This is a genomic window from Nostoc sp. 'Peltigera membranacea cyanobiont' 232 (genome assembly GCF_002245985.1).
GTDB lineage: Bacteria > Cyanobacteriota > Cyanobacteriia > Cyanobacteriales > Nostocaceae > Nostoc.
This window is the reverse complement of the sequence record NZ_NOLK01000043.1, coordinates 42,513-64,117: the sequence shown is the minus strand read 5'-3', so window position 1 is coordinate 64,117 and position 21,605 is coordinate 42,513. Positions and strand designations below refer to the sequence as shown.

At 41.7% G+C, this 21,605-nt stretch carries 28 protein-coding genes; 17 read left to right on the top strand and 11 right to left on the bottom strand.

From position 1 onward, the window contains the following. Both CDG79_RS16610 and CDG79_RS16605 read right to left on the bottom strand, forming a co-directional pair. A partial coding sequence (locus CDG79_RS16610) for a helix-turn-helix domain-containing protein (protein WP_143855500.1) occupies positions 1–406 on the bottom strand: 406 nt, incomplete at its 3' end. Positions 407–571: 165 nt separating this feature from the next. Then, on the bottom strand, positions 572–1,456 hold the full coding sequence (locus CDG79_RS16605; RefSeq protein ID WP_223278183.1) for a hypothetical protein: 885 nt from the start codon (positions 1,454–1,456) through the stop codon (positions 572–574). 326 nt (positions 1,457–1,782) lie between these two features. Between CDG79_RS16605 and CDG79_RS16600 the strand changes: the two genes are divergently transcribed. From CDG79_RS16600 to CDG79_RS16590, 3 genes are all read left to right on the top strand, one after another. Then, complete coding sequence (locus CDG79_RS16600; protein WP_094343093.1) at positions 1,783–2,409, top strand: primosomal protein; 627 nt, start codon at positions 1,783–1,785, stop codon at positions 2,407–2,409. A gap of 172 nt (positions 2,410–2,581) precedes the next feature. Beyond that, the gene (locus CDG79_RS16595; protein WP_094343092.1) at positions 2,582–3,013 is read left to right on the top strand and encodes a hypothetical protein; all 432 of its coding nucleotides are present in this window, start codon (positions 2,582–2,584) and stop codon (positions 3,011–3,013) included. Positions 3,014–3,198: 185 nt separating this feature from the next. After that, on the top strand, positions 3,199–3,522 hold the full coding sequence (locus tag CDG79_RS16590) for a hypothetical protein (RefSeq protein WP_094332201.1): 324 nt from the start codon (positions 3,199–3,201) through the stop codon (positions 3,520–3,522). 78 nt (positions 3,523–3,600) lie between these two features. Here the strand turns inward: CDG79_RS16590 and CDG79_RS16585 are convergent, their stop codons facing one another. From CDG79_RS16585 to CDG79_RS16565, 5 genes are all read right to left on the bottom strand, one after another. After that, positions 3,601–4,152, bottom strand: a complete 552-nt coding sequence (locus CDG79_RS16585; protein WP_094343091.1) for a hypothetical protein — start codon at positions 4,150–4,152, stop codon at positions 3,601–3,603. A 152-nt stretch (positions 4,153–4,304) separates the two neighbouring features. Further along, on the bottom strand, positions 4,305–5,090 hold the full coding sequence (locus CDG79_RS16580; RefSeq protein WP_094343097.1) for a DUF6753 family protein: 786 nt from the start codon (positions 5,088–5,090) through the stop codon (positions 4,305–4,307). Positions 5,091–5,121: 31 nt separating this feature from the next. Beyond that, positions 5,122–5,892: a mobilization protein gene (locus CDG79_RS16575; RefSeq protein ID WP_094343090.1), complete on the bottom strand. Its 771-nt coding sequence runs from the start codon at positions 5,890–5,892 to the stop codon at positions 5,122–5,124. Between the two features lie 45 nt (positions 5,893–5,937). Next, positions 5,938–6,576, bottom strand: a complete 639-nt coding sequence (locus tag CDG79_RS16570; RefSeq protein WP_094343089.1) for a hypothetical protein — start codon at positions 6,574–6,576, stop codon at positions 5,938–5,940. Beyond that, positions 6,573–7,721 carry a ParM/StbA family protein gene (locus CDG79_RS16565; protein ID WP_094343088.1) on the bottom strand — a complete coding sequence of 383 codons (1,149 nt, stop codon included), beginning with the start codon at positions 7,719–7,721 and terminating at the stop codon, positions 6,573–6,575. Before CDG79_RS16565 ends, CDG79_RS16570 begins: the two co-directional genes overlap by 4 nt. Positions 7,722–8,527: 806 nt before the next feature. Here CDG79_RS16565 and CDG79_RS16560 point away from each other — a divergent pair. From CDG79_RS16560 to CDG79_RS16550, 3 genes are all read left to right on the top strand, one after another. Next, positions 8,528–8,902: a plasmid mobilization protein gene (locus tag CDG79_RS16560; protein ID WP_223278182.1), complete on the top strand. Its 375-nt coding sequence runs from the start codon at positions 8,528–8,530 to the stop codon at positions 8,900–8,902. Continuing rightward, positions 8,899–10,404, top strand: a complete 1,506-nt coding sequence (locus CDG79_RS16555) for a relaxase/mobilization nuclease domain-containing protein (protein ID WP_094343086.1) — start codon at positions 8,899–8,901, stop codon at positions 10,402–10,404. The genes CDG79_RS16560 and CDG79_RS16555 overlap by 4 nt, the downstream gene beginning before the upstream one ends. A gap of 69 nt (positions 10,405–10,473) precedes the next feature. Next, a complete protein-coding gene (locus tag CDG79_RS16550; RefSeq protein ID WP_189525023.1) occupies positions 10,474–10,674 on the top strand; it encodes a hypothetical protein in 201 nt (66 codons plus the stop codon). Positions 10,675–10,760: 86 nt separating this feature from the next. Here the strand turns inward: CDG79_RS16550 and CDG79_RS16545 are convergent, their stop codons facing one another. Further along, a complete protein-coding gene (locus CDG79_RS16545; protein ID WP_094343084.1) occupies positions 10,761–11,309 on the bottom strand; it encodes a TetR/AcrR family transcriptional regulator in 549 nt (182 codons plus the stop codon). A gap of 268 nt (positions 11,310–11,577) precedes the next feature. On the opposite strand from CDG79_RS16545, the gene CDG79_RS16540 reads away from it, so the two are divergent. From CDG79_RS16540 to CDG79_RS16530, 3 genes are all read left to right on the top strand, one after another. Beyond that, positions 11,578–12,195 carry a glutathione S-transferase family protein gene (locus CDG79_RS16540; protein ID WP_094343083.1) on the top strand — a complete coding sequence of 206 codons (618 nt, stop codon included), beginning with the start codon at positions 11,578–11,580 and terminating at the stop codon, positions 12,193–12,195. A 120-nt stretch (positions 12,196–12,315) separates the two neighbouring features. After that, positions 12,316–12,909, top strand: a complete 594-nt coding sequence (locus tag CDG79_RS16535; protein ID WP_094343082.1) for a pyridoxamine 5'-phosphate oxidase family protein — start codon at positions 12,316–12,318, stop codon at positions 12,907–12,909. Positions 12,910–13,036: 127 nt separating this feature from the next. Next, positions 13,037–14,392, top strand: coding sequence for a hypothetical protein (locus CDG79_RS16530; protein ID WP_094343081.1), 1,356 nt, complete (start codon positions 13,037–13,039; stop codon positions 14,390–14,392). 118 nt (positions 14,393–14,510) lie between these two features. On the opposite strand, the gene CDG79_RS16525 is transcribed toward CDG79_RS16530, so the two are convergent. After that, positions 14,511–15,134 carry a hypothetical protein gene (locus CDG79_RS16525; RefSeq protein ID WP_094343080.1) on the bottom strand — a complete coding sequence of 208 codons (624 nt, stop codon included), beginning with the start codon at positions 15,132–15,134 and terminating at the stop codon, positions 14,511–14,513. A 55-nt stretch (positions 15,135–15,189) separates the two neighbouring features. Next, positions 15,190–15,441: a hypothetical protein gene (locus CDG79_RS16520; RefSeq protein ID WP_189525022.1), complete on the bottom strand. Its 252-nt coding sequence runs from the start codon at positions 15,439–15,441 to the stop codon at positions 15,190–15,192. Positions 15,442–15,581: 140 nt separating this feature from the next. Here CDG79_RS16520 and CDG79_RS16515 point away from each other — a divergent pair, with 140 nt between their 5' ends. Both CDG79_RS16515 and CDG79_RS16510 read left to right on the top strand, forming a co-directional pair. Beyond that, positions 15,582–15,773 (top strand): hypothetical protein, encoded by a 192-nt coding sequence (locus CDG79_RS16515; protein WP_094343079.1) that lies wholly within the window; start codon positions 15,582–15,584, stop codon positions 15,771–15,773. A 2-nt stretch (positions 15,774–15,775) separates the two neighbouring features. Next, positions 15,776–16,354: a siphovirus Gp157 family protein gene (locus CDG79_RS16510; protein ID WP_094343078.1), complete on the top strand. Its 579-nt coding sequence runs from the start codon at positions 15,776–15,778 to the stop codon at positions 16,352–16,354. Between the two features lie 172 nt (positions 16,355–16,526). Here the strand turns inward: CDG79_RS16510 and CDG79_RS16505 are convergent, their stop codons facing one another. Continuing rightward, positions 16,527–17,090 (bottom strand): Uma2 family endonuclease, encoded by a 564-nt coding sequence (locus tag CDG79_RS16505; RefSeq protein ID WP_094343077.1) that lies wholly within the window; start codon positions 17,088–17,090, stop codon positions 16,527–16,529. 123 nt (positions 17,091–17,213) lie between these two features. Here CDG79_RS16505 and CDG79_RS16500 point away from each other — a divergent pair, with 123 nt between their 5' ends. The 6 genes from CDG79_RS16500 to CDG79_RS16475 all read left to right on the top strand — a co-directional run bounded on the left by CDG79_RS16500 (position 17,214) and on the right by CDG79_RS16475 (position 21,579). After that, positions 17,214–17,858, top strand: a complete 645-nt coding sequence (locus tag CDG79_RS16500; RefSeq protein WP_094343076.1) for a hypothetical protein — start codon at positions 17,214–17,216, stop codon at positions 17,856–17,858. A gap of 5 nt (positions 17,859–17,863) precedes the next feature. After that, entirely contained in the window at positions 17,864–18,301 is a 438-nt protein-coding gene (locus CDG79_RS16495; protein WP_094343075.1) for a hypothetical protein, read from the top strand. Between the two features lie 146 nt (positions 18,302–18,447). After that, positions 18,448–19,272, top strand: coding sequence for a hypothetical protein (locus tag CDG79_RS16490; RefSeq protein ID WP_143855499.1), 825 nt, complete (start codon positions 18,448–18,450; stop codon positions 19,270–19,272). After that, complete coding sequence (locus tag CDG79_RS16485; RefSeq protein ID WP_094343073.1) at positions 19,245–20,003, top strand: hypothetical protein; 759 nt, start codon at positions 19,245–19,247, stop codon at positions 20,001–20,003. Before CDG79_RS16490 ends, CDG79_RS16485 begins: the two co-directional genes overlap by 28 nt. Beyond that, positions 19,987–20,673: a hypothetical protein gene (locus tag CDG79_RS16480; protein WP_094343072.1), complete on the top strand. Its 687-nt coding sequence runs from the start codon at positions 19,987–19,989 to the stop codon at positions 20,671–20,673. Before CDG79_RS16485 ends, CDG79_RS16480 begins: the two co-directional genes overlap by 17 nt. A 69-nt stretch (positions 20,674–20,742) precedes the next feature. Further along, positions 20,743–21,579: a ThiF family adenylyltransferase gene (locus CDG79_RS16475; RefSeq protein ID WP_094343071.1), complete on the top strand. Its 837-nt coding sequence runs from the start codon at positions 20,743–20,745 to the stop codon at positions 21,577–21,579. Positions 21,580–21,605 lie beyond the last annotated feature (26 nt).

Genomic DNA, 21,605 nt, shown 5'->3' with positions numbered 1-21,605 from the left:
TCCTAACTTGAGAACTACTTAAATCAATTCCGGTTTGTTCTGTTAAATACGTTGCTAATCTCTCTGCTGTCCATCGACCAAATTCATAACCCAAATCTGATGGTTCTTTATCAACTGTTTTTAATAATAGTTCAATATATTCAGGTGTGGCTTTTCGATTATGCTCGTACTCTCGTTTATTATGTAAAGTTTCTAGGTTATCTGGATCTCCATGCATACACCAATATGCAACAGTTCTAGGGGAACAACCGAGAAATCTAGAAATTTCTTGTTGTGTTCTGCCATCGTTTTGCAGCAAAATAATTAAAATTCTTTCCCTTACGTGTGGTAGCTGGCTCTCCTTAAGAGCTTGCTGTAACTGAATGACCTGTTCCGACATTAAAAAGTTTTTTGCTGGTGGTGGCATAGTTACTCTCAATCGACGCTGCATTTATATTATGCAGCTTAAATGCCGATTAGCTTATAAACTGGCTCTTGATGCTCTTGCATCCAAGTCAACAAAGCCGCAGATAGGCGTCGTGCTACACCTCCATCTGCATTGGAATCCCAGCCAGCAAAGCCTTTATCAAAGTCATCCCCATAAGAGCATCCCAGTGGGAAACTTCAATCCATACTGCTTTGCTTTAGGTTGAAGTAGACAGGTAATAGTTTCCAACCTTTTCTCCAGCAAATCTAATCCCCCGGCTGAAGGTACATCCGGTTGAGCAATGTATTCTAAACCCCGACCCCGCAGTTTGCTAACTTTATGCTCTAGCACTAATTGGGCGATTTCCTCAAGCCGCTTTGTAAAACCCAGACATTGCTGTAGTAGCATATTTATCTCGCCTATGGGTAAACCCTGACAGGCAAGAAAGAGCAATTGCAGTGCTGATGTTTTTTCTGTTGTCTTTAACCAAGAATTGCGATCGCACTCAGCAAACTGCTGAAGCCGGGGATGGCTACTTCCAACCCAGGCATCACAAAACTGCTCCACAACTATCTGCACCTGCTGTTGGTCTGGAAGTGGATTTGATAGCACAGGAATAAAAGGCTGTAATCCTAGAGGTAGTTGAACGTAAGTTTCCAATAACACCCAGTAATGATGTTGTTGACTCCAGAGAGCTTGATGACAGGCATTAAGTAATTGATAGCTACATTTTTGACTTATTTTGCTAGCATCACCCTCATTTAGCATTCCCTCCAGTAAATAAATACCCGATTGATATTCCTCCAGAAGATACTGAATAATGTCCCCGTCTTTACCTCTGTCAGTTGACTGTAAGATGTACTGACCTTGATGCTGAATTAATTTCTGTAGTCCACAGTAACCAGGATTCCAGACAAAGACTGACAAAGAACGTTCTTCACCCCAATGGTAAAACTGCTGTAAAATCTGCATTCTGTCAGGCGTATGATACTCCACAGCCACAATTGGAGTATTTTGGTTAGCTAGAGCAGGCCAGTCTGTCAACTTCATAAACCTGAATTTAACAACTTACTTTCTCCTTGTAGAGCAAATTTATTACTGATGCTTTAGCCACAAGGATAATTATTACTAACAGGTTGGCTATATTTATTGTGTGAAAAAGAGCGATGGCTACGCCCGCCGCAGGCATCGCCTCCAGTACAGCGTTAATTTCGGAAACTGCTCCTAGTCCACTTCTTTATCTCTTAAAAGCATAAATTTGTCGCAGCAAAGACAGGTTTGAAATCGCAAAAAAATGAAATTGAAATGAAATGGATGTGAAAGCCGCGATTGCGGCAAGGAGGTGAAAAATTTACTTCATTAAAGGAAGCTGTAAAATGGCTATCGCTAAAGCTAGAACCAATAACAATCGCAACGCAGCTAATGCTAAAACATCTGCCAAAACCAACGGCACATCCGCTACAACTAAATCAAAGGTAGCGAATGCTTCACCACAAGAAGAGGCATTAGCATTGTTGAAGGAATTGCGGAACCTAATCTTCAAAGAATATGGCGTTAAATTACAACTACGCGATTCCCGTGTTTCCACAAAAATCGGTCATGCAGCCCGTGAAAAACTCGGACTTGATATTGCTGCTCAGGTCAAAAAGAAAGGTGGTAACAAAAAGTTTGATTGGCAAAAATGGAATACCAAATTATTTACTAAATTGTTTGGACAACCAGATGCACTCAAATATGCACCAGAAGTAGTGGCAATTTTCATGAGTATGCTGTACGACACTATCAGCACTGACCCAGAGCAAGCAATAGCAGATTTAGTTGAATTCAACCGCGCATCTTTGGAACGTCGTAATTCTTTCCAAGAACAAGAAGAGGAAGAACTTGACGATTTAGATGACGAACTAGACGAAGACCTGGATGAAGATGAGGAGGATATTGAAGATGAACTTGACGAAGATTTAGATGAAGATGACGAATTAGATGAACAAGATGAAGATGAGTAAATAACTCCGGCTTATTCTCAGGAATTGACAGAATAATAACCCAAAATAACCATGTATTGCCTCAAACAATACAGGTTATTTTTTTGCCGAATAAAAAATTGAAATTGGAGCGAATTGCATCTTTCGATGCTGTTTCTATGAGAAAAATACTAAATATCAAGGAGTAATTCTCATGGTTAACGCTAACCTTCGCAAAACTGCCAAAGCATCACGCAAAATTGAAAGGCATATTCCTGCTTTAGAACGAGTAATGACTTATCAGGAAAAAGTACACCTGATGGTAATTGAAGTATTGCGGGAAGAATCAGGAAGAGAATTAGCAGCAGCAGCCAGATTTAACGGACAAGAGTTTGATTGGGACAAACACAATTCCCAATTCCGTAAGGACTATGTAAATACACCATTAAAAGAACTGGTGAATTATGCCCGCAAACTTTACGGCTTGAATAATCTTGATGAAATACGAGATAGACGTGCTTCTCATAAAGCTGCTCGGTCTAAACGCATGGACGGACTCAATGGTTTAAGTAGCAACTCTGATGACTCGATAAATGACGATTTTGACCAAGATGAAGATGACGAAGATATAGAAATTGACGATTAATTACAATGCCCTGAATTATCTAATTCAGGGCATTCTATTTCCCGCCCACCCGCATCCAACAAACAGAATTGAATACAGCGATTGCTGCTGAATTGAAGAGATTCAAAAGTGAACTCTAACTCAGAAGGCATCTGTCGATGCTATTTAGGTGAGATGTAGCAATTTGTTAATCAAAGGATAATCAAATGACTCAAATGACTCGTAATCAGCAACAAACAAAAGCGTTGGATCAAGTAATAGGTTATCAGGATAAAGTGCGATTAATGGTACTGGAAGTTTTACGTGAGGAATCAGGCAGAGAACTTGCTGCTCAAGCACGTTTTAATCAGCAAGAATTTGATTGGAACGAACATAATATTCAGTTTCGCCAGGACTATAGCGAAACTCCCATCAATGAACTACTAGCATACGCCAAACGTCTGTATGGATTGAAAGATTTGGATGCAGTACGGGAGCGACGTAAAGCTCATAAACAACAACGTACAGCTAGATGGGCTGAAGCTTCATAATTACCTGCTGGCTCTCACAGTAGCCCCACTAAAATGTGGGGTAACTTTTTTGCCCACCCACCCTCAACCGTAAAAGCTTTATTTTACCGAAGATGCAGCTTCGCACCCCGCCCCACCAAATGTTGTAATTGTCCGACTGGAAAGTTTACTAGTCATTAACTCATAAATCTGCTGGTTTGAAAGTTGAGTTGGCTTGACTTCGACTGTGGGTGCAGTTCCTCCCCTGTTGACTTGAATAATGGAATCAGCCCAATAAAACTGCTGCTGGTCAGGTTGGGAATAAACAGGATAACAGCCTTTTGAGGCGATCGCTAATTTATGCTCTACGCTAGAAACTGATGGTAGAGAAATACCAGCACGAACTAATTTTGCCTCTCCTACTGGGCCCCACAAACGTAATTGTTGATTGACACAACGTTTTCCATCCTTGAGAGGGGCAATGATGTTGCCACAAACTTTAACATCCACATCATACATCGGCGGATAATCAGGTACAGTTTGAGCTTGAGCTTGAGCTTGAGTCGTATTCTTCTCATCCTTGCCACTGACATTTACAGTAGTAGGGGTACAAGCTGTAACTATACCTCCTATTACCAGCAGCCAAAGCCACTTAACTTTGCAGGTAAACATCTGCTGAATCCTTTTCTACGATTGAGAAATTGACAACTAATTTTTTAACTTAAACCCCGTCCATTTTGAAACCTGGAGTTTTTAAGGAAAGTGTATTATTCTTTCGTGGCTTGAGTTCTGAGCTTCACTCTAATTCCAAAAAACTACGGTTTTCAAGGTTGACGCGGTTTAGATACAAACTGGCGCTGATTGCTAGGTGATGTCCATAACGTGCAGAACCCAGATGAGGCTTTTCTGCTACTTGCTCCAATTTCCAGTGTCACCCCCAAACGCTTAACATCCTTAGCACAAGTAAGTTGACCGTTTTGGTCACGACTCAGCAAATCTTGGTTCCATTGCATTAGGTTGTGAGCAAACTTACCTTCATTACTGGTTGCCCATTCCAAAGCATTGGCTTGGGCTTGTGTGAGTTGGCGTGGCCCAGCAGGATCTAGATGACTAGATTGATACCAGGACATTCCACCTACACTTACTAGTCCACCTACTCCAGCTGCAATTAATAGCAGTATTCCCGCAGCAATTAGAGAGGGAACTGAATGAATAGCACGCTCAAATTCAGTACGCCTAATTAATGCCGCCACTGACTGAGCGATCGCTTTTTGCTGACCTTTTACTGCTGCCTTTTCATATGTCTGGAGATGGTCATAAAGCTGCGTTTGCCACAGGTCAAACATTGCTTCCATTTCTTTGGGATTGTCTTCCAACAGTACTTGTAGCCTGCCAGTAGCAATCATCATCAGAAATGCTGGGTCATCAGGGTCTAGTCCAGTTTGGACTACAATTTCCCAAACCCTAGCTTTAAATGAATCATCTTTACCTCGAATGGCTAAATCTAGTAAAGTTGGGTAAGGAATTTGGCTCAGTCCTTTGCCTCTAGCAGCTACTGAATCCAAAAATTCATCGTCTAAATCGAGTTCTTCAGTGTGAGAATTACTCATATTTGTATTTGTTTTTAGCTTAGTTGTCACATTACTTTTTGGTAGCAACTTTGCCGTTGACATTAGCATCATCAACTTTTTCTGTTGGGGAAGTAATTGAAGCTGCCGGAAGGTTCCAGATTTTAGCTTGATCAATTTCCTCAGAAGCTTTTTTGAGAAAATTGTGTAATCGCTGCTTACCCAATACACCTAACTCTCCATAATCTCTAGCCGCAGAAAAATTTATCTGATTGGCATCAAGGATATCTCGTTCTCGATAGCTGAATTTGGGAAAATTGATGACAGCTACTTTATAAGCTTTGATTAAATCCTGTAAATCCTTACGTCCATCTACGTGTTTCCAGTCATCGCATAAACCACAATTGCGTACAAATATATGCTTAATCTTGTTTTCAAAGCGTTCAAGAGATTGCATAAATAACTGAACACTGTCATATCCACCACTACAAACAAACCACTTATATATTTTGACCTTATTTTTTCCAGTAAGTTCTAAGATTTGATTACGCTCAATCCAATCAGTTACTGCTGGGTATACTTGAGCAGGTAAATTGACAATGACAGAAGTTGTTAGTGCTAAATTAAAAATTTCATCAGCATCGTAAGCTTTACGCTCTGATTCGCTAAAAACTGCTGTTTTATGATTGTCTGGGTAAAATGCGCCCACATCTGGATTACTTTGGTCTGCTTCTACCAATTCATAAGAGAGTTTATTGTCAATGCAGTATTGCACCATAACCCGTGCAAACAAAGACTTGCCAACTCCACCTTTTTCACCATCCATGAAGTGAATTGCTGCCATCTTAAATCTCCTTTGTGATTTGACTAAATGTGCATTAATAAATACTTAAATATTCTCAAACATATCGTCTGTTTCATCATAGAAAGACCCCTCACCAGGAATGAAGGAATCAGAATCTATTTTGTGTTGTGACTGGTTTTCACTCTTACTACTGCCATTGCCTTTCCTTTTAGCTTTAGCGCTAGCATTACGATCATTTTCATCATCAATACCACCGCTATTACCAATTTCTAGACCGAACATAGTAGCAAGCGTTTGAGGATTGGTCATAGTGCTGAGAGGTACAGGCAAAACATCACTTGATTTATGTGGTAATCCTAGTTCCATTCGCAAATAGGCCAAATGTTGCTCCAGGGCATGACAACAAATTAACCCTACCTGACGCACCTCTTTATCACTAATTTCTACATCCGCATTTGCTTGAGCTTGATATGCTAAAGGCAACCAACACATTCGTAATGCCTGTAACACCATCTCTTTGCTAGTACTGACCCCATTTCCTTTTTGCAAATATATAATTAGCTTTGCATCAACAGTGTTTGAGTAAGCACGAAGCCGAAGAGTCAAATTTTTATATTGTCTTTGTCTGTCAGTATCAGTTCGTTCAGGCAGTCTGCGACTACCGCTACTATTGGGCTGTCTATTATTGTCATTATTTTTGGGTTGTTTTTTATTTGTAGTCATGCTACCTTCTCGATTTGCGCTCTAAACCGCATAAACAAACCAAACGCATCAATCAACCTAAACGACAAAGCTTCCTGTTCCCGGAAAGTATGGCAATAATCATTACTTTTATCCTTGAATACTTCTTGTACCTGCTGCTGTAGGTCAGCACCCCAATAAGTTGAAATTTCTTGAAAGCAGTCTTGTAACTCTTGCTCTAAGTACAATGCTGCGCCACCGCTCAAAATTACCTCGTTCACCGCAGGTAAAGTTGATTCCAGCCAATCGTAAAGCCTAGACCAATACTCAGCTTTAGCAGTAGCAATGGCATTAACAATCATCTGCAATTCATAATCAAGATTTTTAGGTTCTCTGCTTTTGACCAGAGTGCGAATTGCTTGATTATCAGTCGTGATATCTGAACCAGCTGCATAGATGGCAGAGGTCAAAGCAGTGGCATCCTGTCCAGATGTGCGCTCAATTACTCGCTTTACCATTTGGTGAAAGCCCAGCCCATTAGTGTAACCCGCCGTCATCTTGCCCCGTTCAAATAATAGAAGGCTGGTATTGCGATGCCCAAACATTAGCACTGCGATGGTTTGAGCGTTAAACCATTCTTTACCATTCTGGCGTTGGCGAATCATTGCCAATCCCGCACCTTCAGGTAAGCACTCGAATCGCTCCAGTTTCACCCGCAACCTTTGACCCCGAAACCTAAAATCCTTGAGTGCAGACTGTAACTGTTGCTCAAATGCTTGGCGATTTTGATATTCACCATAGGGCAGTAGTGAGGTCAGTGATAGTGAAAACCTGTTAGGCAATTTGTTTTGTTGAGCGATCGCACCAATAACCGCCAAGGCTTTGTGAATTGAGGTTTCGTACTTGAGCTTATCAAGTCTGGCAGATGCTGAAAACTGCCGTGCCAAGAATCCAACTACTGTACATTGTGTATCACCATCCGCAGGACTTGACACCCAGGCTTCATCTACTGGTTTAGGAGATTCCAGACCCTTGCGACTCGACATATAAGCGTCAATCGAACTTTGAGGCAATTTCAGCATTTCTGGTTCCATTGTCATCAAACATGGTTTGCCTTCAGTTGCTAGTTCGTAAACAATCTTGGTCAAGGAAGCACCAGGGTCAAAACTGACTATCAAGTTTGACATTGACTGTGGTTCACCTAAAAGCTTTCCTTTAAGTTAAGTGCAAATATAAATCATGCCAATCTACCCACTGACCATTTTTATCAGGCGAAAAATTAGCCCATTGGTTATTTTTTTGCTGCATTTTCTCAAGTAGTTATTTTTGTGCTATTGAATTCGATTCAAAAATACGCCACTCAAATGCCAATTCAACGCCACTTAAGCGTCACTTGATCGCCAATTCAATCCCAATTGAGCGCCAATTCAACGCCACTGCATACATTGTGTATATATTCTTCTTATCAATAACTAAGCTTATTGACAATAAAATGGTCAAAAAATGCCAATTCAGTGCCACTTAAATGCCAACTCAATGCACTGATGTTTTTAATTTGAGTAGCCCAAAAAAACCTTTGGTGAGTAGCAAGCTATGTTGCTGTCCGGACATTTTTTCTGGGGAGAAAAAACGCACCCCCAGGTGCGGCAACAAACTTGCCCTCTTTTCACGGTTCCCCTACCTCAGTAGGTCAACCACCGTGACAGAGGGGAAGACGATACGAAAATTCTCTGTAAAAGTTTAGCCTAGAAAATTTCTGCGAGGTTTAAGCAGATTAGCTTTTTAATTGCGCGATGTGCTACGCCTTGCCGTAGGCGATCGCTTTCGCTATATCGAGATGCCCCTAGCGCTATCTTGACTTCCTTAGTACTCAACCAAAGCTATTGCAGCGCATTCCATTATCTCGCGTCGCATTTTGGCATTGAACCAGAATCGTAAGTAACCGCTTGGTCAATGACAAATGATAGTGCAGTCGTCAAACTTAAAACAGCTAATGACTAATGCATCAATAATGCGACAGAAACGCTCACACAGGATAGACATTAGACTGACTTTGGCAGAATATGAGAAAGTACAGTTAATGGCAGATGAAAATAATCTCACTATGAGTGAATTGTTTCGTGCCAAGACTCTGAAAAATAGATTGCCCAGGCGTGTCACCAAAGTAGCAGGTCAAACTTACTGGGAGTTGGGGAAAATAGGCAATAACCTCAACCAAATAGCTAAAGCAATCAATACTTCAGTACTCATGGGAGAACCTGTGGTCGTAGATAGAGCATTGTTGTCACAGGTAAGAGATTTGGTGAAACAGGTGCGCCGAGAGATTGCTGAAATTGATTTAATCACTGATTTACAAGATGAAGGATGATTGGCAAGCACATCAAAGGTAAAAGTTTTCGGGGACTGCTAAACTACCTTTTTGGCAAAGATGGAGCGAGACAAATCGGTGGGAATATGGAAGGAACAAACCCACGCGAACTAGCAGCTGAATTTGGTATATCTCGAAGATTAAACCCGAAGGTGAGCAGAGCTGTTTATCACGCTTCTCTCAGTTTGGCCCATAAGGAGAGTTTAGATGATGATACTTGGGATGAAATCGCCCAAAAGTATCTGCAAGCAATGGGTTTTGATATGAACCAATATGTCGTAGTGCGGCATACTGATCGGACTCATGAACACATACATATTGCTGCCAGTCGCATTCAATTAGATGGCACTACGGTTTGTGATAGCTGGGACGATCGCAGAAGTGAAGCGGTAATTCGCAAGTTGGAGCAGGAATACAATTTACAATCGGTGCAACCAAGTTGGGAAAAAGATAAGCATAGTCCAACTACTGGTGAACGTAGGCACCTTGCCAGAACTGGAGAGGAAAGCGTTAGAGTGAGACTTCAGCGATCGCTCGACCAAGCAACCCACGACCATCCCACTATGCCAGAGTTAATAGAGCGAGAGCAACAACAAGGTATTAATATCCGCGTTGTTTATACTCGCACAGGCATTGTCAAAGGCATTAGTTATCAACTTGATGGTGTGGCTTTTAGTGGTACGCATCTCGGTAAAGCATATACCTTTCCTGGTTTACAAAAGCATCGAGGTGTAAACTACAGTCCCAAGCGGGATGACAAACGCATCCAGAAACTCATGGAACAAGCTATTGAAAATCCTACACCAGCAGTACCTGCAAAACAGGATGACAAACGTATCCAGAAACTCATGGAGCAAACTGTTGAAAATAACACGTCAGCAGTTACTCAAACAAACTCCTTGCCTACACGAGAACCAACAAACTGGGAGCAAATACGCCTAAACTTAAGCCAGCAGTACAATTTACCCAATTCTCTGCTCACAGAATTGTATGAAAAGGGTTGGCTCTATGCAAGTCAAACAGGTCAAGCAATATTTGTGGAACGCACACTCGATGATCTTCCAACTCTTGCCAAGCAGCTAGAACCAACAGGTAACTTCACCGCCATTACTCTCAACTCTGAAGCTACGAAAAATGGTAGTTTTTGGATTGCTACAGATGCCACAGTAGAAAGAGCAGTGCTACTAAGTGACCCGATTGAAGTTCTCTCTGTCATTGCCTTAGAATCAACTGTTGACAAAGAAAAGCGCAAACCTACATTGTATTGGAGTGTAGGCGATAGCGAGCAAATACCTTTAGAATTTTTGCGAGCGATCGATACAGTAGTCATCGCTTTTAAAAATAATGAGAAAGTTGAGGACTTGATAGTTGAGATACTGGCTGAACTACCTCAAGCCAAAAAAGTTTCTCCCGGTGAAGCTGGTTGGAATGGGATGCTAACTAACAATCACTCACAACCCAACCAAAGCCGAATACCAGAGCTTCAAGGTTGGGAACTTTGATATCATTTATCATTACAGCAATTTTCAGGTAATTGAACTACAAGAAACGGCAAGCTAAAGAGATAGTGATTGTCAAATTCAATGCCAGTAGCTTACTCAAAAGATTTGCGTGGTCGTGGTTATCGGCGAGATAGTAGTTTGGATGTTGTCTGTCAGTATTTAGGGCTTCATGAACCGACACGCTCAGATGAAAATTTGAACAACACCTGTAATATTTTCATTGCCATACCAAATGGCTATCGCTTCCCAGTAGATGTTGTAAATATATAGTTGTCACCCCGATCTGAAATCCCTGGGAAAACGGAATCGGACAGACCGATTTTCAAATATTTGGTATGAACTGTGTAATCACTCTCCTATAAATCTTGGCACAGTTGTTGTGGCAATTGCTTCATCACACGGACAAAAGGAGCCACATCATCCAAACCCTGCGCCACAATCAGAGCGCCTTGAATGGCAATAGCAGCATCTTCCCCACGCTCATGAGCCAGGGTCTCATCTAATCCGGCTGCCCTCAAAACAGTTGCTATTTCATCAATCCAGGTTCGTAATAGCGTTTGCACCTTGGTATGAAAGATATCTCGTGCTGACCCCATCAACAAGATGGCACACATACAGGGTTGTTGTCCGCCTTCATATAGCTCGTTAATCTGCTCACACATCTTAGTCAACCGAGTGAGCGCATCTCCTCCACCGCGAAGTATCTGTAAAATGTGTTCCTCCAACCAACATTCCATAAAATCCAACACCGCCGTCACCATTTCATCCTTCCCACCGGGGAAGTGATGGTAGAGACTGGCTTTCCCCAAACCTGTCGCTTGTGAAATTTTCGATAAAGTCGCCCCATCGTAACCATACTGTCGAAACAGTTGTAGCAAGCAGGGAATATAAGTATCTTTTGCCATTTACAGAAATTGAAATCTCATCTCTTGACATTATACCGAACGATTGGTACAGTTATTTTGTACCAAGCGTTCGGTACAAAATAACTGTACCAATTCCTTAATTTGCAGGGATGTCTATGCAGCATCTCGAATCGCAAGAGGTATCAGTTGACAACGGGAGAAATCAACTTGCCGTGACTATCTCTGATTGCTGTCGTTCTTATTCCCGTTAGACCGCTAATTTTTAACCTAACAGTGCTTCTTTTTACAGAATATTGAGGATTAACCAATGATTAAGCTTTATGGTCACGAACTCTCTGGTAACAGCTATAAGGTCAAGCTCTTGCTATCACTATTGGGCATTGAACATGAATGGATTAAGGTCGATTTGCTGAAGGGGGAACACAAAGCCTCTGAATTTCAGTCGCTTAATCCCTTCGGTCAAGTTCCCGTATTAGTGGATGGCGACACAATTATAAAAGACGCACAGGCAATTTTAGTTTATTTGGCTCGTTGTTATGGTGGTGAACAATGGTTGCCACTGGATGCTGTCTCACTTAGTCAGGTTGTACGTTGGCTATCTACAACTGCGGGTGAAGTGCGTCAGGGGCCAGAATCGGCTCGTTTGTACTATCTGTTTAATGCCACCAGTATTGATATTGACAGAGCTAACCAAAAAGCAGAGTTTATTCTTACACAACTTAACCAACATTTGCGCGATCGCCAATGGTTAGAGTTCGAGCGGATAACTATTGCAGATATAGCAGTATTCCCCTATGTTGCCTTAGCACCAGATGGCAAAATTGCTCTTGACTCTTATCCTCATATTCTGGCATGGATTGAGCGAGTTAAGACCCTTCCCGGTTTTATAGGAATGCAAGGAATTGCAGCACCTACCTTGGTATAGGCAAATAACACCCAGTTTAGATGGAGAAGGTAGAGAGTCAGAGGAATTTTTTCCCTTCTCTGCTCCCCTGTCTTTTCTCTATCTTCCCCTGTTTTTAGATATGTAAAAATAAAGAGTTATATGGCACGTAAATTTACGCAAATTGCTTTCACGCCTGCTGTCAAAGTTGCTCAAGAACAACGTGGCTCACGGCAGACCTATGCTCGATTTGAGCAAAATGGCCCTTCTAACGATACCATCACACCAGAAATTGAGGAATTTATCGCCCAAATGGATGGTTTTTATTTAGGAACCGTCGGTTCTAATGGTTATCCATACATTCAATTTCGTGGTGGACAACCTGGGTTTTTGAAAGCTATAGATGAAAAGACTTTAGGATTTGCTGACTTCAAAGGCAATGTTCAATATGTTACCGTTGGTAATCTTGACGAAAATGACAAAGCTTTTTTGTTTTTGATGGATTATCGCCATCGCCGACGGTTGAAAATTTGGGGACGGGCTATGTATGTAGAAGATGATAGTGAACTAATTGAAAGCCTGAAACTTCCTAACTATGAAGCAGAAGTGGAACGAGTGATTCTGTTTCACATTGAAGCTTGGAATTGGAACTGTCCACAGCACATTCCTATTCGCTATTCTGAACAAGAAGTGGCGGCATTGCAAGCGAGAATAACTGAACTAGAGGAACTTGTTGCTAAGAAGCAGCAAATCTAATTTTTCTGAGTGAGCCAAGCCAATCAAAGGTTTCACGCGAAAATTTATCTAAGTCAAATGTGGAAAAGTTTGTTCTAGCGCAGCTAACGCCACTTAGAGAGGGATAAATTCTCTAGGCGTAACTGCCATGATCTTCAATCCCAGACAAACAACCATTAAATTTCTTAGACAAATAGGCTTTACCACCGGAACCAAAATTTGGCTCAGAATTTCTTGGGACTTGCCCATAGAAATGATACCTAAAAACTGGAATAACTACTGTCGCAATGGTCAATTTGTCTACTCCCACTACATTCTCTGCGGTAAAATCACCCAGCAAGGATTTCAACTCTACTGCTGTACTTACGGAGGTCGAGACAAACAAGGCAACACCTGCTGGCGGCTGACACCTAAACGCTATGCTGATGGTTGGGCATTGGCATTTAAAATGTCATATCTTGGTGCCACAGTCAGCTTTTACCCCAACCAACCAGACAAGGGAATCAGCAATCAGCACGTTAGTCAATGCCAATGTTTATTCTACGAAATTGATGATTTGGCGTTGAATGAGCAGCGACAAGCTGTAGATTGGCTAAAGGATGAAATCAACTTGGAACCTGCCGCCGTAGTTTACACAGGTGGGAAATCCCTGCACGTTTACTTTAAATGCAGTCATTTCTTGAATCCTGCTGAATGGCTGTATCTCAATCGCCAACTGACGATTATCCAAAACGCAGATCCAGCCATTTGCAACTTAGCTCGTTCCATGAGATTGCCAGGTATGCTTCGCAGACGGGTGGTGGATGGAATATTGAGTGCAACCATCCCCATTACCCTACAGTATTGGTCAAACTGTCAGTATAATGTGGAAGAGCTAGAAACCGCATTTGATTCTACAGCCTTATTTCCCTACGAACTTTCTGAGCAACGTTGGCGCAAGTGGGTACAACTTCTCACAAGAGCGAAAAATGGAGAAGTTCTCGACCCACAAGCAGCGTTACTGCAACCTTCTGTGACTGTCCCTCGCTCAACCTTGCATTGCCGACGAGGGACAGTAACACAGGCTACAACCAGAGATAATCGCTCATCTCTTAAACAACTACGCGCTAGCGGAGTGTCTGTTCCTTTATCTATCTGTTTAACAAAGAGCGATCGCACTTTACTAACTTATGGCGAATCTCAGGGAAACAGAAACAATTCTGGCTATAAATTAGCTCTTAACCTACTGGGTACATCTAATTTACTCACTAGAAACCGAATCGCTTATCATCCCGAACCACGCCAACTATTTGACCGATATTGCGATCGCTGTATACCTCCACTTGAACCAGCTGAGGCGGATACAATTTGGCACAGTGCAAATAAAACAACAGCCTTTGCCAGCCGGGACTTTGGCTCAATTGTCATGAGCATTCGTGAGTGGAAGTCACACCGCAAATCAAACAAACAGTGCGTAAAAAAACCAAAAAGATTAGTTAACGCGAGGTTGACAAAATCGATGTAATACCCTTGCAATTTTTACCCATAATCTACCGTGTACAGACAACTCTAAAATACTTGTGTGTACACGGTAGCCCTATTTTGGGGAGACTATATGACTATTAAAGGTACTATCTCTAGTTTTATTTTCCCATTTTTGGTAAATAAGACTGACGATAATTGTTCTTAGCCATCAGCCTAGCCTCACGCTTTGTCCACTGTTTTTGTAAAGGAACATCAGCCAATCTTTGCAATAATATGAATACACTATCATCTCCAGTCAACCGAGCGATGATTTGAGCGATCGCCTTACAACAACTCCAAGGATGACGCACCACCTGAACTTCTGCAAATCTCACTACACCCCAATTGCGCTCCAAGAAAAAACGGTTACGGATTTTATCGTCATCAACATCAATACAGTGGTGAGGTTTACCTGTATCTCCAGCATAAGGTTCATCAATCTCAATATCGAGAGCCAACCCAGAAAACCGATGGTAAAGGATAAAATCAGCCGAGTAACGTCGAGACGAACCAGGAATTTCAAATTCCACCGCTTGACAGATAATATTCTCTAGAAAAGCACACAGTAAATGGCGAAAAAATTGCTTTTCACTGACACCTTGTTTGGCCGTACCATTTCCATTTGGTAATTGAACGCATCCTTGAAACGAAGCTTTCAGATGCTCCCGACTTGTAGAATCCTTAGTGTATAAACGTCTTACTAGTGGTGGATAAAGAATAATTGGATAGTACCCAGTAAACATAACCACACGTTTGTTAAACTTTTAGCAATCAAGAAGAACAACATCAAGACAATAACTAGAAGTTATCTAATCTAATATCCTTCCAAATATCAGAAACTTGCCATCCCGTCTTACCAACAGAAAGGACTATAGGATTATCACGCGCTGGAATATAGTTAGCTTCCTTATTACTTCCACCTATTTGTGGCTGTTCTTCAAGCATTGGTTCTTGCATATTAATAATGTCAATTTGAAAATTCTGTTCTTGTGTTTCCTCGATGATTTTTGTTTCTTGGAGTAGCTTTTCCGATTTTTTGATGAGCTTCATATCTATTTGTAGTTTTAACGCTTGACATTGACAAAATAACAATAATCTGAAATTAAGTTAATTCCTAAAAATTTGGGAGAATACCAACACATATAGGTGCGCTATCGCGCCAACATTGATGGTGTTAAACAACCAAAGCAATGCAACAATTAACAGCAATTTTCACTAAAGTTAAAGCGCAATTGGTTACTCCTCCCATTTCAAATCTTCACCCTACACAAAAAGTCACTTCCAATTTATCTTTCAATACTAATTTAGATTCAGGCACTATAGCTATCTTAGAACAGATTGAAGCTGAATATGAATACTATCAAGTTTGTGAGGAGTGGTAGTCATGAATTTAGCACTCGCTCAACAATCCTTAGCAGGACTTTCCCAAACTGCTGCTCATCTCTGGGAACAGCTAACTAATTGCCAGACTCCTGAAGAAGAAGCTGAGATCATCACCGCTATTTGGGAAACTCAGGAAGTTCAGGAAGAAGTTGTTGATATCCAAGCAGAATTAGCATTGCAACTGGATGCTGAAATAACGGCTATTAAGCAACGACTAGAACATCTAAAAGCTGTACATCAATCAGCACTATTAAGACTAGAACGCTGGCGACAAAAATTAGATGAAACTATTTTAGAACAAACCGCCGCCGGAATTCTACCTGAGCAAATGATTGGTAATTCACTTCGCATCACAATTCAAGAAAATCCGCCAAGTTGTGAGGTGCTGATAGATGCAGAACAATTGTCTCCAAAATACCGCAGAGAAAAGACTGTTTACTCAGCAGACAAGAAAGCTATTATTGCTGCTTGGAAGAAAGGTATTCCTGTAGATGGCACTCACATCATACGTAAGCGCCGAGTTATCTATGCTTTGACAGCAACAGCAATTCATGACTTCAAAGACTCTCTTTTAACTTAACAATAGCTTTAACTAACTTATCAGCCAACAGCAGGAATTTCACTGTTTTGTTGGCTGCTACTTATAACTATTTTTTGATACTTAAGTAGGTTGACACTAGGAAAGTTAAATATGTTCAAACGTAACTCAATTAAGCCTGGTTTCTAAAATAAATAGTGTTTCATCTGTTTCTCTAACTGCTCATTTTTAGCCAACCAAACACAGTCGCAACAGTTAACTCCAAGTCTATCCCGGCTAACACTGGCAAACGCTCATCACCCTGCAAAAGTTCTGGTTGCTGATTTGGACGGAAAACCAAAATGGAACGATCTTCTGGGTCTATTAACCAACCTAATTGGCAACCATGATCTAAGCAATAGAGAATATTGCCTGTAACTCGATTTGAACTTTGTTCGGGAGAAAGAATTTCAATTGTCCAGTCTGGAGGAAGCAGAAAATCGTTGGGTGCTTCCCCATCAGCACCAAAGGGAATACGCGACCAGTTGAAAACTGCTACATCAGGTACTATTGAGCGGATACCAAAACTACACCGTAGTTCTGGAAAGGCATAAGCAACATGAAGGCTTTCGGCAACATCGTTGATACTGTTGCACAACCTTAACTGTAATCGGCTATGCTTCCCTTTTGGCATTGGTTTTTGAATAATCTCACCATTAATGTAAATGTTTGCAGGCTTTGTTTCTGGTAGCTTGAGAAACTCCTCCAGAGTCAGGGATTGGGTAATTACCGTAGACATGGCTCAGTCGAGAAAAGCAAAGGGGATATGTTTTAGTCTAGCAGTACCTACTCTCAAAAACAGTTTCTACTTCTGGCTACCGCCACAACTGCTTGCACACCACTTAACAAGGCCAAAAAAGCTATGACTACAAAATGGCTAACACCAGAACAGGCCATTGTCAAAGCCAACCTCACTGTTACATCTGAAATCTTAAAATCTTACATTTCAGAACAACAGGGAAAAACCACTGCTGAAGAACAATTCCAAGCTTTAGGATTGCTATTTGACAGGGAACGTTTGCGTGCAGGTAAAGCTAACTTTTTACAACTTTTAGAACCAGTAAGTGATGAGAATAGCTACGCCGAAGATGAAATCGACTCTCATCAGTTAGATGACGATGAGATACAAACATCTGCTACCAACAAGGTAAATCAACTAGAACCATTTATTTTCGAGCAATGCAAAGTTCAAATTGTCATCACTTTACTACCTACACAACAAACAGGAGATAGACCTGTAATGATTGCTGCCAGCAGTCACGGTGATTTCCCTGTAGTTACCATGCTCAAACAAGAAGAACTCGGTGATTTACCACCTGCAATTGTTCAACTACTGGACGAACTGAAAGCCGATTTTCCTAATCGCCAAATTCGCCGGAATATAGCCCAGACTAAAGTTGTCAAAACCAATAAACCGCCCACTGCCCAGACTCCAGTTCGCACTGAAACTGCTAGCTCAGATACTACTAAACCAGTAAGTAATACTACGCAAATTTCACTTTTTTAAATGCCATGACTACTACAAATAGTAACAAATTACTTGTTATCTACGAAGGTCAACAGCACTGGATTCCAGAAGCGATCGCCTTTGACGACCAATTACTACGGGATGCCTTCACTCCTCTTTGCGCTGAACTGGCAAACGCAGACATTGAGCGTCAACCAGGAGAACCCATTCACATCATCAAGAAACCCGGTAAGAAAGGTGCTTCTTCTCTAGATTCCCTGATAGTGGCTCCTGAAGAAATCAACCCCGCAGTCCAAATGTGCTACCAAATGCGTCAACGTCAAGTCATTACTGGAATTGACTGGCAATATGCAGGACAGCTATCAGTCCAGATTGAAGAGGCGATCACAGCTGGGACAGAATTTTCTGAGTCACTCAACCAAACCCTAAAATCCCTAATAGCCTGCACTCCTACATCTAGCGTTATCCCTGAAGGTTTTTGAGTGCTGATAAAAGGAGTTGGAAATTGACTTGAGGGGTAAATTATTGTCCAAATTACAGCAGTTTGCATTTCGGCTGAAGTAGACCCCATACCCTACCTGCATCTCTTCTTTAATTCCAACGCTCATAATAACGAATTGTACAAAGTATGTCTCACCTCGTACCCCTCAGCATGGCAGAGGCAATTTATAGTCTTTATCAGTGCCAACTTACCTTAGATGCCAAAGAATCACTCGATTATCTGGAAACCCAACTCAACATTTACTCCTTACTAGCACTGTATCAGCACTATTTTCCCACCGAATGGAAAGCCAGCCAAGCCACTATTTACCCACCTACAGATGTAGATTGCCATAGTCCCAGAGAACTGGAATTCATTGTACTGATTTACACTCATCTATTTCCGTTATCTCACTGGACTGTAGAAACAGCCTATGAACAAAGATTGCATAGCATTCCTATTACCCCAATGGGTATTGACTGGACAATGGATGGAGAAATTGAACATCTCAAAGATGGTTGGCAACTACTTTTACCTTTTAGCCATGACAGTCGCCGTTGGCTCGATGAAATACACCCAGAAGGTAGCGATTGGTTTGATAGTGAATTTGCAATTTACGAAATTACGTACAGTGACATCGACCGCCCAGACAAAATTGACCACAAAAAACTGAAACGCCAGTGTCATCACTTAGATAATCCTTTAAAGTTTCTGCCTTTAACTTTAAAGCTGCTAGACCATGAAACTAAAAACCTTTGGTTGGACGAGTACGCAGACGATTATTACTACCAACCTGACTGCACCTCTCTACCTTGGTCAAAAGCATCTATTGATTTGCTCACTAGAAAATGGCAGCAAGCCACCCGGATGCTGAACTGTGCAGCCAACTTAATTGATTGGCTAGAAGCAGACTTAAAACCTCATGCTCAGATTCTACTACAACTATGGAAACAAGCATTGAAACCACATTAATCGACGTTACATCTACAGCAATTCTATCCAGCGAGATTCTACGAGCAATTTTGGCAGACCCTCCTCGGAAATCTCCAGTAATTCAAGCAGAATTGCTGTTTTTGGATGGCATTTACATCTTCCACCACCGAGACAAAGAAATTCCCGATGCTCATATTTACAAATGTATCTCACCCGCAGCCCTGAGAACTGCTTTCAGTAACGAACCCATTGATACTGGTTGGATGGAACCAGGAATTGTGCGCTGGGGTACGGGCAGTACAGACACATATTTGGTAAAATTTATCCCACCAGCCACTCATACGATCAATTGCGATGAACTTGGATCTTTAACCGTTCCACTACCTGCAATAGTTTTTGTGGGCAAGGGATTAAAGTATTGGGTTTGGGCAATTCAAGAACAAGAGTTTAGTCCTCAAGCACCAGCCTTTCATGTGCCACTACCCAATGTCTACAGTTCTGGACAGGTGTGTTGGGGAGTGAACGAACCATCTGCTGCTAATGGTCTATCAATTAACTATGCTTGGAATTTGTTTATTTTCAGTATTTTCACCAACCATTTAACAATAAGTAAATCACAAAAATACCGCAAGGATGTTCGCCAGCAACTTCTAAAACTGCACAAAAGATGCAGACGCACAACCTATCCTGTATCTGACCTTGTGCCTATCGGCAATCAGAAAAGTGTCGCTATGCTTGTGCAGGAAATCCTCGATGAACCCATTGCTTGAAGGCATTATTGGTTACAAAATTGTCACAACTTCATCTCTACCAACACACACCAGCAGTGGACTAGAGTACCTTTATGCCGGAAATGGCATCTTTGCTAGAGCCATTCGTCCTGGCATAGAGGTATTAATGCCTATTTGCTTGTGTTCCCAAACTATCAAAGGGCTACCTCACCTAACACCTTATCTCAAAGTCACTCCCTTAATTCCCAAACCGCTGCTACTGGAAATGTGGCGGTCGAGTTATCAAGCTGGCAATCAATTTCATGAAATTCTCTTTCACCTCCACTGTACTGATGCAGACTGGGATTTACAAGTCCCAGAGCAAATTCAAACTCCAACTAGCTGCCAGCCAACTCATTCTGGCAGTGACTCTTCCCACCAGAAAGCGGCTGTAGACATCCATTCCCACGGTTCCTTACCTGCCTTTTTCTCTACCACTGATAATGCTGATGAATCTGGCTTTCGCATCTATGGCGTACTAGGTAGAGTTAATACCCTGAAACCAGAGATTAAATTACGGGTTGGACTGTTTCGCCACTGTTGGGATGTACCTGCTAGAGCAGTGTTTGACATTGACCGAGACTTTTTTATGGTTGATGTCTCACTTTCATCTGGCTGTAAATTTTACAGTACCGATGTACCGACTGTAAATGTGATGGAGAAGCTATAAAGGTGAATTTCAATTTAGCAAATGCTTGTCCCCTCACCAATACTTATATCAACTTTAACCAAGCTTACTATGGAGCTAAATCTTGATTTGGCAAATGCTTCTCCTGTCGTGACTGTCAACTACTCGAAGATAGAACTGTGGCTAGTTGGGTGTGGCGGTACTGGTTCTTGGTTGGCTCCTTCTTTGGTTCGGTTAGGTAGAGTTCTTTCTCAGCAAGGTAAACAGGTGAAACTCTACTTTGTTGACCCGGATCGTGTTGAGTCAGCTAACGTTTTACGCCAGTGCTTCTGTGATGCAGAAATCGGATTCAACAAAGCCAAAACGTTGGCGGTGCGCTACTCCCTGGCTTGGAAGATGGAAGTTACAGCGATCGCTCAACCTTTCCAACCCAAATGGATTGTTCCCAGTTACAATACCCTAATTGTTGTCACTGCCTGTGTGGACAATGCCAAAGCCAGAGAGTCAATTACCCAAGTTCTTCAGCACAACACTCATCGCCCTGCGCCTCACATTTGGCATTTAGATTGCGGTAACTCCAAGCGTAGTGGTCAGGTACTATTAGGTTCTCATCTGTCTACTAACCCCAATGACTATGATTTCGAGGCTTTAGGCTGCTTTCGCTTACCTGCGCCAACTATACAGCAACCTGACCTACTGGTTTTACAACCAGAAGAGTTGGCAGACAACAACTTGTCCTGTGAACAAATGGCCTTGCTCAATAGCCAGTCCTTGAGCATTAACCAGCGAGTTGCTGCGGAAGCCTTTGATTATTTGTTGCAATTGACGACGGGGAAACTACGACGATTTGCTACTTATTTCGACTTAGAAAGTGGTAGCGGAAAATCTCTGTATACAACGCAAGTCAGTATTATGCAGGCAATTCTCCTGAGTCACTCCTGTGCGTAGGCGTAACCCGTCGTAGACATCGCTCC